The following is a 17,964-nucleotide window of genomic DNA, read 5'->3' as shown; positions in this document are numbered from 1 at the left end:
ACTGTAAATCGTCTATTTTTCGTCACGGTTCTGTGCTTTCTGGTGTGTCGTTCTAGGCAGCTGCGTCAGTCAACGGTAACAAGATCGTCGACACTACCCCACCTTCAGCGTGTTCAGTAATCGTTAGACTCGCCTTATCGCCATAAAGGGTTTCGATTCTTTGACGAATATTGCTCAACCCAACACCGTGGCCCGTATTCGCAGAAGGTGTTTTCAACCCAGCACCACTGTCTGACACTTCAATCTTCAACTGCTCGGCTTGTTGAGTAATACGAATATTCACTTGGCCACCCGCTGCTTTGGGTTCGATGCCGTGCGTGAGTGCATTCTCGACCAAAGGTTGAATCAAGAACGGTGGAATCACCTGCAAATCGCTAATCTCGTGTGTTTCAATCGAGTACGCTAAGCGCTCCCCCAAACGTATCTTTTGGATATTAAGATAAGCATCTAACAAGTCGACCTCTTGTGCGATGGTCGATTGCTCGGTGCGGCTGTTTTTCAAAGTCACACGTAACAAGTCAGTCAGTTTTTCGAGCATCAGTTTGGCTTTAGCGCTATCACTCTCAATCAACACATTGATGGTCGCCAGCGTATTAAATAGGAAGTGCGGTTCGATTTGGCTTTGCAGCTGTTTAAGCTGACTGAGTACCACCACCTTCTCTTGATCGGCTTGACGGCGCTTAGCGACTTCTAATTCGTTGTCGGCACGCAGCTGTTGCTCTCGTGTATAGAAGTAGTAATAGCAAACGGAACAGAAGATCACACCGAGCAACACGACAGATTTAAGGTCCGAGATATTGGCTCCGAAATGTCCATTCAACCAATAGTGCGCGTTCAAGGTACCAAAGGTCATCGCGATCACCATTGAGATGCCCACTTCTAGCGTTCGGGATGTCCTCTTAAACAACTTAACCAAGATGAAAGAAGAACCCACCGCGCTGTAACCAAAACCAAAGCTTATCGCGAGATTGACCACAAGATCCCCGCCCCAAATAGTTTGAGTGGTGACGGCAATGATAAAACAAAATAAGGTCGTCAGCGTGAAGCTTTTAATCCATGAAAACCGACTGTTTGAAGAAGTGTTCATTAAAATCGTCCTTTGATATTTAAAAGAATCATATGACTATCCGGTAAGTTGGCGTAAGCAGAATCACTTTTACCGCCTAGAAAGCGTGCAGCAAGTTCCAAATCCAACGATGAATCGCCATTATCTAATGCCTGATAGTTGAGCCACTGAGTCACAATAAAACCGCCATCTTGGGGAGACAACATGACGTCGAATGTTGGCGTGATATCTTCAAGCCAACCATGTGTCGAATCCAAGGACCAGTGAAACATGATGTTGTGTTGAACCAAATTGGCGTGCTGATAGCCTTGCGCATAAGAACCTGCCAACGAAGCGGTCATTGGATTAACCGACAAAGACTCAGCACTTTCTATTGCGCTTTGCCATTCAGAGTTGCTCCAAGCACGACTATCAAACCAGTATTCCAATACCACATTATGGCCAGTGTCATTCGCCCATGTTAATCCAGCTAACGCTTGATAGGCCTCGCCCTGCTCTTCGAGATAAACCGGTTTAAACATTGAATTAGGCTGACTGTAGCCAAGGCTTTGTCGTTGATAGACCACAGAGCCATGAAACTCCCACGCGAGGTTTAATACTGAAACCAAACTCGCCCCAAGCAGGCCATGGCGCACATCGTCATAATAGGCGACCCATTGATATTCGTGATCGCCCACTAAATTGTAACGACGCAGCCCAACGCCTTGTTGCTGGTTCTGCTTTTCGAATTCATTTACGTCTTGGGAAGTCCATGACGAATCGCTATAAAGCAGTGTCCACTCGCCCGTCATATCGAACAGTGATGCCGATGCAACACCCGCGCCCTCTTCTGCGACAATGCCCACAGGGTTCTGGCGGTAAGGCTTGATGATGTCTAAAGGTCGATAGCCATAACCGACACCCCAATCCAAACGAACCTTGCCAAGCGTCACATCAAGATAATGGTCTCCGATTACTGAATTAGACAGCTCAACACCACCTTGCCAAAACAACTCACGCACGATGAATTCCGATTCAAAACTCGCGTCTTGTTCTTGAGGGGTATTGCTCAAAATATCATTGGCTTTCACTGCGAACAGACCAAGCCAATTGTTATATCCAACCTCTAGATCCAGCAAGCCATTTAAAGACTGACGATTATCAGACGCTAAAGGGCTGAATGGCGACCCTCGCGACTCAATCGCTTCTGCACTGAGTTGCCAGTCCCATGCCAAGCTCAGATCGTCCGCTTGAATCGTGTTACTCACACAAGACAAGGCAAGCAAAGTAGCGATTGAAGACTTTATATGGAATCGGCGATTGGGCACTCTCATAAGCTCACCTACAGCCCAGATACGCTGTTACGCGATAGGTAGGCAGGGTTGTAGTATTTGTCTTCCAAGCTTTGTTCAATCACTTCGCGATACTCAATCACAGTTTTCTTACTCGGCTGAATCTTATCGAGCAAGGTCATCGACACCACTGTGGGTAATCCATCTCGCACGCCTTCAGTAAACCACGCTTGCTTGGCTAGCTTTCCTGAGCGCAGATACAGATCCGCTTTAACTGGAAATGCACGGTCTGCCGTTAACCACAGGTCAATCGATTGATAACTGGCACCCTTGGTTTTCGCCGCTAGCTTTAGGTGATGGGTATCGAGTTTCTCGCCAGTCGGCATCTCAACCTGTTGTTCGGCAACCCACTCACCTTGGTAATCTTCACTCCAAGTGAGCGTCGAGATATCCCCTACTGAAGCTTCACCCAACAGCTTTTGCATCGGGGTGATACGAATTGGTCGGCGCGATTTCGGCATCAACAACCAATAGTTGTCTTCAATCATCAGCATCTTTTGCCCAGCCTCGACGGCTGATTCAAAGACCACTAACGACTCTCGGTTTGGCCTTGTGTAGACGTTGTATTCACGGGTTTTATCGAGTTGCTCGTCTTGGTAAAGCGCCACCAAAGACACTACCTTAGAGGCTTGTGCGCTGTTCAAGCGATAGCTGTCTGCCTTAGCGATCATCTCAGTGACTTGTTGTGAATCGACTGCCCAGCTTGGTATCGATGTTAAAGCTGATGCTAAAACAAAAACCGAACCCAACGTATTAATTGAACGAGTTAATTTAGACATAAACCAACGCCTCCGTGATTGGCTTATTCACGCCTTTGCGAGCAGAAAAATAAGCGGCTAGCAAACATATCGTCAGCACACCTAACGTGGCATAGCCAACCAATTCCAATGAGAAGTAAATGTTGAGTGGGTAACCTTCGGTTCGACCCGGAGGTGGTGGCATTTGTATATCAACCACCAGCAATAACACCGACACTAAGCCACTCACTAGCGCGCCAATCGCGCTGCCAATCAGTGCCAGTAATCCCGCTTCTTTTAAGAAACCCGCCACGATTTCAGAGGGGTAACTGCCGAGTGCCGACAAGGTGCCGATTTCACGAGTACGTTCGGTCACCGACATGGTCATGGTGTTAAACAGCGACACAAACACCACCAATGCCATCACTGCACCCATGATGCCGAAGATCCGGTCGTAAAGATCTTTAACCTTGGTGTAGAAAAACGCACGATCTTGCCATGGGGTGATCTCGATCTTTGTACCTTGATCGCTTTGGCGAGCGCTATTTCGATCTAAAGCAGTTTGGATACGCTGTTGAACGGTCGAGGTCTTGCTAGTTTCGAAAAGAAATACCGACAAGGTGCTCACTTTGTCTGAAGCTAGAAGCTCTTGAGCTGTGGTGATGTGTACGTACAACTGACGTTTATCCAACTCAGGAACACCAGTCGAGTAGATACCCTGCACCTTAAAATCAAAGGCATTCAAAGCGCCATCGCTAGTGGTGGCGAGCAATGTGACCCAATCGCCAACCGCAACTTTGAGGTTACGAGCAAGGTCGGTTCCCAGCATCACTTGTGGTTCTTGGCTGTCGTATCTTGGTGATTTCACATCTGAAAGGGTTTGCCCGCTGCGCACATCAAGAAACGGCCCTTTCATATCGAACTCACGCTCATTGACGCCCGTTCCCATAAAGATGGTCGACTTACTGCCGTTAGACACCAAACCGCTGAAGTAGACTCTTGGCTGAACGCCACGCACATCACTGTCACCAATAATGATCTTGGTTAGCGCTTGAACATTATCGAGGCCATTGCTTAGAGGCATGTCTTCGTCTTGTTCAAAATAGCCCAGAGTGCTCAAAGTAAGATGACCAGTATCTCGCGCAGTCGATTCACGTAGAGATTCGTAAGTGTAAAGCCCATAACCACCGGCACTGGTGAGTGCAAATACAGCAATGGCGATGATCAACACCGACAACAAACTGCGTCGACCATTCCTTAATAAGTTAAGCCAAGCCAAACGCACCGAGGTTGGAAGTAAAAACGTGCTCATTCTTTGTGTTAACTTGCCCATGAGATCGCCTCCGTTGCTGTGACTTGTGGTGCCAGTTGTCCATCGATAAGTTCAATCACTCGATCACAACGCTGCGCCATTCTTGGGTCGTGCGTTGCGACAATAAAGGTGGTTCCCATTTCGTGGCCAAGCTCTTTCATAATGTCGATCACAAGGTTCGCAGTGTGGCTGTCTAAGCTGGCTGTAGGCTCATCGGCAATCACTAGGCTTGGGTTATGGATCAGTGCTCTGGCTATCGCGACACGTTGTTGCTGGCCACCTGAAAGGTTGTCTGGTCGGTGATGAACGTAATCCCCTAGCCCAACACGCTCTAACATGTCTTGCGCTCTGCTCTGCTGTTCTTGTTTCGAATATTGGTTCAACATCAATGGGTATGCGACGTTTTCTAGCGCTGTCATTACAGGAACCAGATTGAAGCGCTGAAACACAAAACCCAACGACTGACGACGAAAACGCGCAGCAGCAATCTGCTCTGTTGGATACGCTTTTCCATCAATATGAATCTCGCCTCGATAGTCCATATCCAACAAACCAAGGATGTTCAACAGTGTGCTTTTTCCCGATCCCGACGGGCCGCACAGAGCCACCATTTCACCACGTTTAATCTGACCATTGACTCCCTTGAGTGCGTCTACACTTTGTCCACCCGTGAGATAAGACTTGCCGATTCCTTTAAATTCAATCATTCCGTTTTCCTCTGATTACTAACCAACTGTTTAGCTTCCATGCCCTTTATTTCGCTTTCGCAACTATTACTTGGCTTTCGCTATTAGGGCCTTTGCCGTCATGGTCTCGATGTTTCCGGCATCAGCCGTTTCCATTTTTTCAAGCCACACCTGTGCTTGCTCGAAGTCTTCAGCACGAATCGATGCGGTAATGGCATAACGGTAAATCCACGAGGTCGCAGCGAAATGTTGTTGTTGGAAAGCGTCTTCAGCCAGTAGCGAGAGGAACAGGTCATAACCACGATCAAAATGGTTAAACATGTCTGGAAGAGAGGTGTAAGTCACCGCAGCCATTGCGCGAGTCAGGTATGAATCAGGGAGCCCTTGAACACGAGGTTGTTCATGAATGGGTTGATCTTCGTCTTTAAGCAGAACCAGTGATTTATCAATGGTCGATAAGCCCTTCTCCACATACTTCATCTTGTTCCAAGGCAAGAACGCATCACGCCCCATCAGGGTTTCTGTGCTTCCTAGGTAAACCAAAGTCAGTGGCGTAGCGCCGTCTTGTTGCAGCGTTTCGTTAAGGCGTTCATAAGCCACCTCAACCAAATCTTCATTGCCTTGCGCGGCTTGGTTGTAGATTTCGAGCACGTCTGAACTCGGGTTGGCCTGAGCCAAAGTGGGAGCAAATGAAACAAGAGCAATCAGCAATGAACGCTTAAGCAGAGAAGTGGTAGAGCCTGAGTTTAATGAGTGTGAAGTAGTCATGATTTCTAATCCCTTTCAAATGTTGACGTTGAAAGGTTAACCACAAACTGTCACGCCGTTTTATCAATGCGACGAATGGTAATAATGAGGAATGAACGGTTGAGAGAGGGTGTGAGTGGAAAACGAAAAGCAAAGTAGCGAACTTTCCCCCATCCCAACCTGAGGCTATTATTACGGCTAAACATAAATAGGTTGCAGCACGAGAGGAACATATTCGCCATTCAAAAAGAGACTCCAATGAGTCCCTTTTCTATTTCAATTTATCTGAGATATTCGCTAGCTTTTTATAGCTCTACTTTGTTCTCTTTATCAAACTGGAACATGATGTTCTTCCACTTTGACTTTATGAAGATGGCTCATCTTATGATTGTTAACGAAGTCTTTTCCGTCCACAAATTTCGTTTTCGTACCATTAGTAATTGTTGCAATGGTATTACCAAAGACGGCGTCAGTATGACGGGCATATTCACTCATCGTGGTCTTAACGCCGCGCTCAGCAAACTTTTTCTCCATCATTCGAGAATACGTAACGAATTCAGCAGGTGTGATTTTTTCGTTCAGTTTCGCGTTGCTTACAACCTCGTTCACAACATCTGATCCCAATAACGATTCATCAAGGTTGTTTAAGATCTCCACTGCTTTCTTGGGATGTACCGTCGGTGCCCTTTCACAGGTATACAACCCATAAAGGAACTCGACAATCATCTCAATACTTTCTTTCTCGTGTCCCCCCATCAAATAACTACCGTTTCCTACTGAGCCTCCCTGATATTTGCTCTCGCCATTGAGGTGCTTAGCTAAGTTGCCATCCGGCTTTATGCCGACACCTATGTCGAAGAAGTAATCCCCTTTATTTAAAGCCAATAAAGAGACCATGTTCTTTGCAAAAGCTGGACTACCGTGATTGATACTCGCCTCATACAACTCAGTCATCTTCTGAGCAATTTCTGGCGTTGACATATTTTTCTTAGCTAGCAACTCATCAACGGAAACGAACTTAACATTCGCAGGAATCTCAACGCGTGAGTCGTAACATGTTCGCCCTTCAGTGCGTCTATCGACATAAATGATGTGTTTTACCTTCGGGGTGATTTTTGCATTACTAATCACATTTAACAGACCATGTTCCTTTTCAACACTCGGAATAATATTGTCTTCGCCACTTTCGGCTTTAGTGTTTACCCAACAATAAGCAATGGTCTTGGTTGGAAGTTTAGAAAAGGTCGGTTTCGCGCACAACAAAGAACTGAATCCACGCTTTTTCTTGTCTTCTTTTAATTGAGTTAATGTTATGTCGGTATTTTCGTTGTTGCGTTCAGCAATGACTCTTTCTCGATTTTCTGCCCAACGCTGATTATCGGCTTTAGTAACTGTAAGCTCTTCCTTTCGAGCCAAACGCTGTTGATTAGCTCGCTCTTGGGGAGATTGTTGTGTTTGTTCTGTGTGGGTACTTGGTGAAGATTGATATCGCATTAAATTGCCTCTAACCATCAAAATGTAAGCAATTGTAACAATATGATAAATCTATCAACCAAATAAAGAGTGGCGATAAAATAACCATTGAAATGGATGTTTTTACTAACAAAAAGCTCATCATGAAGGATTAGTGTGCGCACGTAAGTGAATGAGTTAGTTCCTCATTCTTACAATGAAACAAGTAAATCAATATTAGATGACTTTTTAGTCTCTTCTGCTTCATCCAAACTGAAGCCGGATCCATTGATACCTATTCCGCGTCAACGAACAAGCCCCATCCATACCTATAAAAAGCGCTCCAACTATAGTTGGAGCGCTTTTAACGACTTTTAAAAAAAGGGACTACTTAATCACGCCACAGACAATGCGTGCACCACCGCCGCCAAGTTTAGCTGGGTGGTCAGAATGGTTGTCACCGCCAGCATGGAGCATCAACGCTCTGCCTTTCACGTCATCTAATGTCACTCTTGGCGCCATTACTGGTTAGTCGGCTACGCCATGAGCATTAACGTAAAGCGACGGTAAATCACCAAGATGATTATCATCAGTCCAAGGGAAACCATGCTTACCCGTTTTCTCTGGGTCATAATGTCCGCCAGCGGCTCCACCGAGTATGATTTTGCCATCTTTGGTGAGGCTGTCGCATGAGCCATTGACGTGTACATGGAAGCCATGTGTACCAGCAGGTAAACCTTTCAATTCCGGCGTAAAAACAGCTCCGTATTCACTTGAGCTTATCATTACAGTTCCGGTTGACTGACCCGAGCCAAGATCGATCATTTCAACATTCACTACTTCAGCAAAAACAGGAGAAGAGATAAGGGCGAGTGCAGCAAGCCATGTTGTTTTGTTCATATTATTACGTCCTTTTTATTGTTATTAGCACACTTCATTTAGTGCGAAAGGGATTTCAGCACATTGGATTGACCATAGATTTCGGCAAATTCTTTCAAATTAAGTCCTGCTTTATTACGCAATTCTGGGGAACACTCCGCTTGGTACAAGTCTTTCGCAATACTGATTTCGCGTTTAATCAATGCTCCCATCAAAGCAGTGTTTCCACGTTTGTCTTGCAGGCATGCATTGGCACCCGAATCGAGTAAAAGCCCCACGGTTTCTCTGTTTCCTTGATAAGCGGCTACCATGAGTGCTGTATAACTTTGGTTATTGCGTTGATCAATAGGAAAACCTTGAGAAACAAATGCATCGATCACTTCATTGTTACCAATACGAGCGGCATCAAAGAACAACCCAACCAGAGATTGGTATTCCTCTTCCAGTTTGTCGTCAGCAGCCAATAAGCTGAGCGAGAAGATCAAAGAGAAAAAAACGGAGCTGAGTAAAAATACGATTTTCATTTATTCCCCCTAACTAACATGATTAGAGAATGGCCTACAGGAGCCCTGATTTTCGGGCAGAAAAGAGCAGATAAATCTCCCGCAGGCCAAAACTTTACGTCTTACATTGTTACTTAATTGTTCGCTTGCGAGAGTTTTTCCACTCGTGACATACTGGTGTCAGTTGCTTTAGCCAAACGCGTTCCATACTGTTTGTCTGCACGATAGAAGTAGCTCACCATCGTCGTTTTGATGTCTTTGTCCGTCACTTTATTCAAGTCACCAGCGAGGTTTGCAATCAAGTCACTTTTGTCTTGTTCATTCATGCTGCGGTACTGCATACCCGCTTGATAGAAGTTTCGTGGATTACTGATCGCTTTTTGTTGAACCGTACCAACAAGCTTGGTTTCTACAGCTTTGAATTGAGCATCTTCTGCTAACTCTAGTTTTCGACTTGGTTCATAGTTCACGGCACCATTAGTTAGCGATGCATTATTGCTCAACCCATTTTGGTTATGGCTGCTCACTGGCACTAACGGTCGGTTAACGGGCAGTTGGAATAAGTTTGCTCCTAAGCGGTAAAGCTGTGTATCGGCGTACGCAAACAAACGGCCTTGCAGCAAACGGTCTTCAGACGGCTCGATACCAGGAATCAGATTCGAAGGCGAAAATGCCGACTGTTCAGTGTCTAGAAAGAAGTTTTCAGGTAGACGGTTCAACGTCATAGTGCCGACTTTTTGATCTTTCACATTCAGCCATACTTTGGTTGCATCCAGCCCGTTGTAGTCAAGCTTGCTTAACGCCTCCGGAGACAAAACCTTCACGTAAAGATCCCACTTAGGGTAATTACGTCGGCCAATTTCAGCGTAAAGGTCATTGGTAAGATGGTTAAAATCTTTACCTTGCATCTCAGTGACTTGATCAGGGCGAAGGCTTTTGATGCCTTGCTGGCTCTTCCATTGGAACTTCACATAGTTCACATCGCCTTGCTTATTGATCCACTTATAGGCATGAACCCCGAAGCCATCCATGGTCCGATAACTCGCTGGCGTACCTAAATTGCTGTACACCCAAGTCAGCATGTTGGTCGCACCCGGCTCACTGCTAAAGAAGTCGAAGAATCGGTTTGGATCCTGAACGTTGGTGACTGGAGACGGTTTTAGAGAGTGCACCATATCCGGAAACTTAATCGAATCACGAATAAAGAACACAGGCAGATTATTCCCTACCAGATCCCAATTACCCTGTTCAGTATAAAATTTGGTGGCGAAACCACGCGGGTCGCGAAGTGTTTCTGGTGATCCTTTAGAGTGAATAACGGTCGAAAAACGAACGAAAACAGGAGTCACCTTACCTTTATTAGTAAAAGGGTCGGAAACCGTTAAATCACTAAAATTACCAGAAGCGACGAATTCACCATGTGCGCCCGTACCACGAGCATGAACAACACGCTCAGGAATACGTTCTCTGGCAAAACGCTGCAATTTTTGGATCAGATGGACGTCTTGCAGTAATACACTGCCATTCTCACCTGCTGTTATGGAGTTTTGGTTATCACCTACTGGTGCACCGTTGTCTCTGGTCAGGGTTTGAGCCTGTAGAGATGTGCTGGCTAAGCCAACTGTAATTAATAAAAAGCTTTTTGACATCTGCATGGTTGCTCTCCAATGCGTGCTAACCATTAAACCAGTCGAGTGGTTAATGGATATTCAAAAGCTCTTTTCTGCCCACCAAGAATATAACTTCAATGTTTACATTTGTTTAATGGGAAATAACGATAGATTCAATAGGTGAAAACGATGGAACGATGACATTTGATTAGGATGCGAGTATACCACTGGCCAATTGTGAGTTTCAAAACCCATGCTTCGCCTGTACTTCTATACAAATCAAACAAAAATAGCCGCTAATCAGCGGCTATTTTTAGTTATCTAAACGAAGCTTCAATTACTTCGATCTTTCTACTTCTTAGTTTCTTCAACGACAGCTTTCATCAATACTGACGTATCCATGCGGCCTTGTCCTTCAGCAGACAATGCCTTGTATGCGTTGTTGGTCTTTTCCGTCAATGGCAATTGGATACCTTGACGCTCTGCTTCATCTAGGCAGAAGCCTAAGTCTTTGATCATCCAATCAATTGCGAAGCCAAAGTCGAACTTGTCTTGCGCCATTGTGGTGGCGCGGTTTTCCATCTGCCATGAACCAGCAGCGCCGTTTTTAAGGCAATCAACCAAAGTTGGGATATCCAAACCTGATTTTTCAGCAAGTACCAAGCCTTCAGAAAGGCCGTTCAGTACGCCTGCGATACAGATCTGATTGACCATTTTCGCGCGTTGGCCTTGGCCGACTTTGCCCATTAGAACTGACGACTTACCGTAAGCTTCAAATACAGGTTGAAGGTCGTTGAATAGCTCTTGTTCGCCACCACACATGATGGTTAACACGCCGTTTTCTGCGCCTGCTTGGCCACCAGACACTGGTGCATCCATAAAGCGAACACCCGCTTGCTTCGCTGCCACTTCAAGCTCTTCAGACAGAACCGCAGACGTTGTGGTGTGATCGACAAGAATCGCGTTTGGCTTCATAGCTGCCAGTGCGCCTGTTTCGCTGGTCGTCATGCTGCGTACGTCGTCGTCGTTGCCGACACAAACCAATACTACGTCAGCTTCGGCTACACATTCAGCCACGCTCTCAGCAGCTTTACCTTGGTGTTGATCAGCCCAGTCTAATGCTTTGCTGTGAGTGCGGTTAAATACCGTCACTTCAAAACCGGCTTTGACTAGGTGGCCAGCCATTGGGAAACCCATTACGCCTAGCCCGATAAAACTTACTTTCATTTCTTACTCCTTTTTATTTAACTCAGCTCATCGTGATGGAATGACTGAACGCTCTCAATCAACGTATCGATAAGCAAAGTCAAAGCCTTCGGCTGATATTTTCTTTCTTTGTACACTAAATACGCTTGGCGATCACCCCGATGATACTCAGGGAGCACTTGAATCAGATTCATTTCCGGAGAAACATGGCGAAAAGGCAGTGAGGCGATACCCAACCCCTTTTGGGCCGCGGCCGCAACAGCATAAATATCATTAACGATGAACTTAGGTTTAATCGTCACCATCTGCGCTAAGCGATCGGATTTGTAGAGCGGTATATCAAACACATCATCGACATTAATCCACTCTTGATGCTCGAGATCGTCCGGATTTTTAATCTCATCACGAGAGTCCAAATACTCTTGGCTCGCAAAAAAACCGTGCTTGGCCTTAAACAGTGGCCGCGCAATCATGCCGTCCATGTCGGAAATTTGAAACGTGATCAACAAGTCACGATCGGTTTCAGGCACCACTTGCTGCTGACTCAGAATGAGATTGAGCTGCACGTTCGGATACTGAGTGAGGTATTGCTCAACCGTTGGCCGAAGAAAACCGCTATAGAAATTATGAGGCACCGCGAGCTTTATCTTGCCTTGAATCGCATCGCGCTCTTCAAGCAGGCTACTAAACCCTTGATGCAAAGATTCCATACCACTGCTCAGCGCTGCAAAGGCCGCCTCACCATCTTTCGTCGCCACCAGCTCTCTGCCTTTCTTTTCCAGAAGGCGGATGCTCAAGCGCTCTTCCAAGGCGGTTAACCGACGTGACATGGTCGACACAGGCAATTGAAGTCGCTTCGATGCCGACAACAAAGAGCCCTCTTCCACCACAGTACAAAACAGGAATAGATCATCAATGTTTCCGAATATGGAATTCATACTTCTATATGTGCCTATTTTTCTCATTTATGGATAAGAGTAACCTTAATGCATTCCAATAATAAAATCACTAAGGAGAAAGGATGAACAACAAACTGCATTGGGTTACAGCGATATTGTCTTCACTGGTCATGGCTATCATGATGTCGGGGATCATATCGGGGTATAAGATGGGTTTCAGCCAAGCATGGCCACCAATTTGGTTAAACAGCTTTTTGATTGCTTGGCCGTGTGCACTCACACTAAGCCTAACCCTATTGCCACAAGTCAGAAAAGTCGCGGAGTGGTTATGTCGCCCGAGACCAAAAACGATAACTAAAGTTAACTTATGCGAAGATTAAGAGCATGAATTCAAGGGTTATTAATAAAACCTCTGGAACAATGATCAAGGCATTTAATCATTGTTACCGACATAAAAAAACCGAGCACTAGGCTCGGTTTTTTAATAACTGTTGTTACTGTAAAGATTACAGCTCAGCGTTGTGGTAAACCTGCTGAACATCATCACAGTCGTCAAGCATGTCTAAGAATTTCTGGAACTTCTCAGAATCTTCTTCAGCTACTGGCGTAGTTGTTTGAGGAACGAAAGTGATTTCCTCAACGTCTAGAGTTAGCTCAGGGAACGCAGTGTGCAGTGCAGTCTTCGTTTTGAAGAACTCAGTCGTTGGAGCGAATACAGTGATAACACCGTCTTCTAGCTCAACGTCAGTCACGTCTACGTCTTCCATCATTAGCGTTTCTAGGATGATCTCGTCATCTTCGCCTGCAAACTGGAATACAGCTTGGTGAGCGAACATGTGAGAAACAGTACCTTCAACACCGATTTTCGCGCCAGTTTTAACGAAACATTGGCGAACGTCTTGGAAAGTACGGTTGCCGTTGTCAGTTAGACAGTCAACGATTACGCTTGTGCCACCAGGGCCAAAACCTTCGTAACGAGCTGGTTGGAAGTCTTCACCGCCGCCGCCGTTCGCTTTATCGATCGCTTTGTCGATAACGTGAGCTGGTACTTGGTCTTTCTTCGCTTTAGCAATCAGGTGCTTAAGAGGTAAGTTCATGTCTGGGTCAGAGCTGCCGTTCTTAGCCAGTACGTAAATCTCTTTACCGTATTTAGAATAAACTTTAATTTTTGCGCCTGCAGTTTTCGCCATTGAGGCCTTGCGCACTTCAAAACTTCTTCCCATCGGGATCTTCTCTCTGATTCAATTAACGGTGCAAATTCTAGCAAATTACTGTGTCATTTCAATTCAACAGCTTTGCTGGGTAAGGTTTATCTGCGTTTATGCGACACCCATTACCCGTTTGTATTTTTCAACAGACTGATCAAACCAAGCCTTTTCTTCTGGGTCACCTAGCTTCATTGCTTCTTCAACAATGGCTTCAGGGCCACATTTCGCTTGCTTCAATTTCCATACAAGAAACGATGCTTGCTTATCCAGTTCGATTTTATTTTTCTCACTGGGTGGAAGGAGTGAAAGGTTGATAGACATTATTAGCCTTCGTCTGTAATACGCTTGGCTGAGAAATATATCATAGAGCAGACTCATAAAACCAATACTATGAGCAATAGTGGGGGTTGTAGGACGAGAAACCAGCAAGTCACTGATGCACATCAAGCTAGTTTGGGAAAAGTGTGTTTGGCTGACAGTGCTGGAACAAGGTGAAAAGTAGAGTATCAATTCATCTATTAAAAAGAGCTAGAGCCATTGAACTGGATGTAAAAGGAACCCACTAGTGAATTTAGGAAGTCCTACTATTTACCACTTGAAAACAACATAGGATATGAAATCGTTTCAAATTCTAATGAATAGCGCTCGTTCAACATTTTCCCTCTTTTCACTACAAGGGAGTCGCAAAAGTTAGGGTTCTTTTTAATAGCTTCTAAAACAGAAAGAGCTTCCGCATCTGTAACTCTACAGCCTAAATATATCCCGCTAATCATACGTTCATGGACGGCATAGAGAAATATTGGATTGTTATCATTATGTGTAACTGAGCTGCATGTAATAATTCTCGAAAACTCTTGTTGTTCTGTTTTTGAAAAGGTTAGTTCACATCTAGCTGTTTGTTTTAAATAGTCATACTTAATGTTGCTTACAGTTAAATTTGGATATAGTTCTTCGCATTCTTTTATATCATTAGAATAAGAGGTTAGTATTTTGTCTGCGTACTCTAAAGGAAGTACTGATCGGTGCTCTTTTTCATAAATCCAACTGTCACCTTTACTGAAAAAATAACTGTCGAAAACTTTCGAATCACCTAAGTCATTTACTACATCTATTGCAAACTCAAAGTTAGGTCTATTTGATCGGTAAACAACTCGATCTGGCATCTCTCTTAAATATCCGAACGGGTTATCCTCAAAACAACGACAAAGAGCAGGACGTTCAGATTTCTTATGTTTGAGCCAAGATACCTCATTAGACAGTTCGACGACCATCCCTCGATGTTCATCAGCATAATGAGACCACATAAGTAAGTTACTGTAATCCTCAGTAAAACTAACAATACCAAATTGTTTTAATTCTGATGTAACACGCTTCAGCTCAGATGCGGCAAGTTCACGATGGTTACTATGAAAAAGTCGTTCTCTCTTCTCATGTTCAATGTACAAACCATCATCCGGTTGATAATCAAAAGTTGATAGTTCTCCTTCATCAAACTGATGAGTAAGTATATCCATCATTTGATAATGCTGGGCATCAGCTTCAAATGGATCGTTTAGCAAATGAATAGGTGTCGTTCTCAACATTGGATCTTCAAAAAAATTGAGACGTAAGGGCATATACTTGTATAACTTTCGAATCATTTTAGAAACCTTCGAGAATAGTCGTCTTTATTTTAGGTAAAACAATGAAGTCCAATAAGATTATCATCCTTTAAAGTCTGATTTTGAATCATAATTTAGAAATTTTAATAACGACAAGCCTCAGATAGGTAGCGAGACATTAAGCCAAAAAAGCTACCAACATTCAGTCTGAACGGTGGCAGCTTTTAAGTATAGAAATGAATGTGGGTATATAAGCCCTACTTCGGCAACAGATACCGCGTGCTTCGGCCGCCAGAACCAGATTTAACCAAGCAGCCATTGCTAAGTAAAGCGCTCAAATGACGTGTTGCAGTGGCACTGCTTACCTTTGCTACCTTTTTATATTGACTGGCATTAATGCCTTCTGAAAAATCCCCATCGAGCATCCTATTCAGCACTTTTACTTGCTCTACAGTAAGCTTGGTTTGATCAACACTTCGCCAATAATTGGTCTTATAAACGGTTTGGTCGACCTCAGAAAAAACACCGGTAAACGTCTCGTCTAAAGTATCTAAGAACCACATCAACCAATCGCTAATATCGAGTCCCCCTTTCTGGGTTTTCTCTAATATTTCGTAGTAATGTTTGCGGTTAGCAAGTATCCCCACCGACATAGCATAAAAACGTACCGACTGCTGCTCGGCTTGTGCTAATGCCAAGTCAGTCAACAATCGAGTAATACGGCCATTACCGTCATCTAACGGGTGTAAGGTGATAAACCACAGGTGAGTGATTGCGGCTCGCAATAGAGGATCAAGTGTGGCGTCGGTAAGTGAATCATTAAACCATGTGATAAACGCATCTAGCTCAGCATCAAGAATGTCTCGGCTAGGTGCTTCAAAGTGCACGGTAGGGCGGTCAATTCTTCCTGATACTACTTGCATCGGAGTGTCGCCTCTTAGCTGACCTCCGACTACAGGGTTAAACATGGTGTAACCTTGAGGAAACAGTCTATCGTGCCAATGTAAGATCCTATCAAGCGCTAATGGCTCAGTGAGATTTTGCACGGCATCCAACATAATTTCAGCTAGGCCATCAGTTTGTTCTGTCGTAGGGAAAGGTCGCTCTTCACTCACGCCGAGTTTGTTGGCTAAAGAAGAACGAACCGAGAAGGCGTTGAGTTTTTCTCCTTCGATCGCACTAGAATGGACAATGTTCGCTAGCAAAGTATCGAGCATTGTTTGCGTTTGGTCTGCGGATTGAGAGGTTATCTTGCCCAATAGGATGCCTTGATTAAGCCGTACTTCTCTTAACCTCACGCCTATTTTCTGATTATCCCAAACAAAGTTTGGCCAATTATCTTGTTGCCAAATCCACATATTACGCCTCATGATGCGAAAGTTACACTTATTCTAATCACATTATGAGCCGTTTAACCTCACTATTCAAATCACAATATGATTCGAATAGTGAGATATTCGAATCATTGAGGCTGGAGAAACACTTCTCCAGCCAAGAAAAACTATTCACTCACCGCAAACACATCGCAGCGTGAGGCGCAGATGAAATCATTTTTGTGTAGACCTTTGATTGAGTGGCTCCACCAGGTGACGGTGACTTTACCCCACTCCAATAAGATCGAAGGGTGATGAAATTCTTCTTCTGCCAACTCTGATACTTTGTTGCTGAATGCCCATGCTTGTTTGTAGTTCTTAAACTTGAACACCTTCTCAAGCTGTGGGATGCCGTCTCTTTCCATGATCTGCCAATCCGACAATTCCAACAGTAAAGATTGTTGATCATCTATACTTAGGGCAATCGCGTCGATACTGCAGGCTTCGCATTTTTGTTCATTCAACATGTGTTGGTTCCTTAGGTTCAAAAAGTGGTGGTAGTAATCCCTCGTCTATCGCGAGATCAGCTTGCTGCAATAGGTTTTCCTGACTGATTTTGAAGAGCTCAGACAGCTCATCAATCACATAATATTTCGGTTGTATAATATCGATACGATAAGGCGTTCTTAGCACGGTTTGCAGGTCGAACCGCTCACGAACGGCCAAGTCCCCTCCCAACGCATACATGGTTTCAGCGGGAGACGAAAGAATACCGCCGCCATAGATTTTCAGCCTATGACCTTCTTTTACTAAACCGAACTCGACTGTAAACCAATACAAACGGGCAAGATACGCGCGTTGCTTGGCTGTCGCTGCTTGGCCTAATTTTCCGTAATGCTCAGTGAATTTCGCAAAATCGGCATTAGTCAGCATGGCACAATGGCCGAAAATTTCATGAAAGAAATCAGGTTCTTGTAAGTAATCGAACTCGTCTCGCGTTCTCAGAAATGTCGCCACTGGGAATTTCTTATTGGCGAGTAAATCAAAGAAACGGTCAAAATCGATCAACGCAGGCACAGGCTGAACTTGCCAACCTGTTGTTTCCTTTAGCACTTTGTTTATCTCTGGAAGCTGGGGAACTCTGTCTAATGGCAGATCCAGCAGGGTCAAACCGTGTAAATAGGCATCGCATGCGCGGTCATTAATGACGTCCAGTTGCCTTTTCACTAAGTCATGCCAAATGGCGTCTTCTTCGAGGCTCCACTCAACCCATCCCTCTTGGCTCACGGGCTTAGAATGATATTGAGTCATTACACACCTCCTTTCGAATGTCTCCCTTTAAGCCTATCTCCACTCCTTATATCCGCCAATTTGCGCGATTTTTCGAAACAAGCGATCGTGTAACATTTTATTT

18 protein-coding genes and 1 pseudogene are annotated in these 17,964 nt (G+C 44.7%); 1 reads left to right on the top strand and 18 read right to left on the bottom strand.

Annotation, left to right across the window (positions count from 1 at the left end):
- Positions 1–52: 52 nt before the first annotated feature.
- From BCT49_RS06075 to BCT49_RS06020, 12 genes and pseudogenes are all read right to left on the bottom strand, one after another.
- Positions 53–1,087 carry a sensor histidine kinase gene (locus BCT49_RS06075; RefSeq protein WP_102434542.1) on the bottom strand — a complete coding sequence of 345 codons (1,035 nt, stop codon included), beginning with the start codon at positions 1,085–1,087 and terminating at the stop codon, positions 53–55.
- On the bottom strand, positions 1,087–2,379 hold the full coding sequence (locus BCT49_RS06070; RefSeq protein WP_102434541.1) for a hypothetical protein: 1,293 nt from the start codon (positions 2,377–2,379) through the stop codon (positions 1,087–1,089). Before BCT49_RS06070 ends, BCT49_RS06075 begins: the two co-directional genes overlap by 1 nt.
- 8 nt (positions 2,380–2,387) lie before the next feature.
- Positions 2,388–3,176: an outer membrane lipoprotein-sorting protein gene (locus BCT49_RS06065; protein WP_102434540.1), complete on the bottom strand. Its 789-nt coding sequence runs from the start codon at positions 3,174–3,176 to the stop codon at positions 2,388–2,390.
- Positions 3,169–4,467, bottom strand: coding sequence for an ABC transporter permease (locus BCT49_RS06060; protein ID WP_102434539.1), 1,299 nt, complete (start codon positions 4,465–4,467; stop codon positions 3,169–3,171). Before BCT49_RS06060 ends, BCT49_RS06065 begins: the two co-directional genes overlap by 8 nt.
- Positions 4,455–5,153, bottom strand: a complete 699-nt coding sequence (locus tag BCT49_RS06055) for an ABC transporter ATP-binding protein (protein WP_102434538.1) — start codon at positions 5,151–5,153, stop codon at positions 4,455–4,457. The genes BCT49_RS06060 and BCT49_RS06055 overlap by 13 nt, the downstream gene beginning before the upstream one ends.
- Positions 5,154–5,219: 66 nt before the next feature.
- A complete protein-coding gene (locus BCT49_RS06050; RefSeq protein WP_102434537.1) occupies positions 5,220–5,900 on the bottom strand; it encodes a hypothetical protein in 681 nt (226 codons plus the stop codon).
- A 309-nt stretch (positions 5,901–6,209) separates the two neighbouring features.
- The gene (locus BCT49_RS06045) at positions 6,210–7,373 is read right to left on the bottom strand and encodes a hypothetical protein (protein WP_102434536.1); all 1,164 of its coding nucleotides are present in this window, start codon (positions 7,371–7,373) and stop codon (positions 6,210–6,212) included.
- A gap of 345 nt (positions 7,374–7,718) precedes the next feature.
- A pseudogene (gene sodC / locus BCT49_RS06040) lies at positions 7,719–8,231 on the bottom strand (superoxide dismutase [Cu-Zn] SodC).
- A 38-nt stretch (positions 8,232–8,269) separates the two neighbouring features.
- Positions 8,270–8,734 (bottom strand): ankyrin repeat domain-containing protein, encoded by a 465-nt coding sequence (locus BCT49_RS06035; protein WP_102434535.1) that lies wholly within the window; start codon positions 8,732–8,734, stop codon positions 8,270–8,272.
- A 113-nt stretch (positions 8,735–8,847) separates the two neighbouring features.
- Positions 8,848–10,368, bottom strand: coding sequence for a catalase (locus BCT49_RS06030; protein ID WP_198595827.1), 1,521 nt, complete (start codon positions 10,366–10,368; stop codon positions 8,848–8,850).
- Positions 10,369–10,674: 306 nt separating this feature from the next.
- Positions 10,675–11,550 carry an NAD(P)-dependent oxidoreductase gene (locus BCT49_RS06025; RefSeq protein ID WP_102434533.1) on the bottom strand — a complete coding sequence of 292 codons (876 nt, stop codon included), beginning with the start codon at positions 11,548–11,550 and terminating at the stop codon, positions 10,675–10,677.
- Positions 11,551–11,567: 17 nt separating this feature from the next.
- Entirely contained in the window at positions 11,568–12,467 is a 900-nt protein-coding gene (locus BCT49_RS06020; RefSeq protein WP_102434532.1) for a LysR family transcriptional regulator, read from the bottom strand.
- An 83-nt stretch (positions 12,468–12,550) separates the two neighbouring features.
- Here BCT49_RS06020 and BCT49_RS06015 point away from each other — a divergent pair, with 83 nt between their 5' ends.
- On the top strand, positions 12,551–12,808 hold the full coding sequence (locus tag BCT49_RS06015; protein ID WP_102434531.1) for a DUF2798 domain-containing protein: 258 nt from the start codon (positions 12,551–12,553) through the stop codon (positions 12,806–12,808).
- A gap of 126 nt (positions 12,809–12,934) precedes the next feature.
- Here BCT49_RS06015 and BCT49_RS06010 read toward each other — a convergent pair whose 3' ends face one another.
- From BCT49_RS06010 to phhA, 6 genes are all read right to left on the bottom strand, one after another.
- Entirely contained in the window at positions 12,935–13,651 is a 717-nt protein-coding gene (locus BCT49_RS06010) for a YebC/PmpR family DNA-binding transcriptional regulator (RefSeq protein ID WP_004732617.1), read from the bottom strand.
- Between the two features lie 96 nt (positions 13,652–13,747).
- On the bottom strand, positions 13,748–13,957 hold the full coding sequence (locus BCT49_RS06005; RefSeq protein WP_004732615.1) for a DUF3283 family protein: 210 nt from the start codon (positions 13,955–13,957) through the stop codon (positions 13,748–13,750).
- Positions 13,958–14,220: 263 nt separating this feature from the next.
- Positions 14,221–15,276, bottom strand: a complete 1,056-nt coding sequence (locus BCT49_RS06000) for a DUF2971 domain-containing protein (protein WP_102434530.1) — start codon at positions 15,274–15,276, stop codon at positions 14,221–14,223.
- Positions 15,277–15,494: 218 nt separating this feature from the next.
- Positions 15,495–16,595 (bottom strand): Fic family protein, encoded by a 1,101-nt coding sequence (locus tag BCT49_RS05995; protein ID WP_102434529.1) that lies wholly within the window; start codon positions 16,593–16,595, stop codon positions 15,495–15,497.
- A 143-nt stretch (positions 16,596–16,738) separates the two neighbouring features.
- On the bottom strand, positions 16,739–17,077 hold the full coding sequence (locus BCT49_RS05990) for a 4a-hydroxytetrahydrobiopterin dehydratase (protein ID WP_102434528.1): 339 nt from the start codon (positions 17,075–17,077) through the stop codon (positions 16,739–16,741).
- On the bottom strand, positions 17,067–17,861 hold the full coding sequence (gene phhA / locus BCT49_RS05985; protein WP_102434527.1) for a phenylalanine 4-monooxygenase: 795 nt from the start codon (positions 17,859–17,861) through the stop codon (positions 17,067–17,069). Before phhA ends, BCT49_RS05990 begins: the two co-directional genes overlap by 11 nt.
- Between the last annotated feature and the right edge of the window lie 103 nt (positions 17,862–17,964).

The sequence above is a fragment of the Vibrio lentus genome, assembly GCF_002875945.1.
In the GTDB taxonomy this organism is placed as follows: Bacteria; Pseudomonadota; Gammaproteobacteria; order Enterobacterales; family Vibrionaceae; genus Vibrio; species Vibrio apostichopi.
Note: the sequence above shows the minus strand (reverse complement) of the source record. Positions and strands in the feature narration are given on the sequence as shown.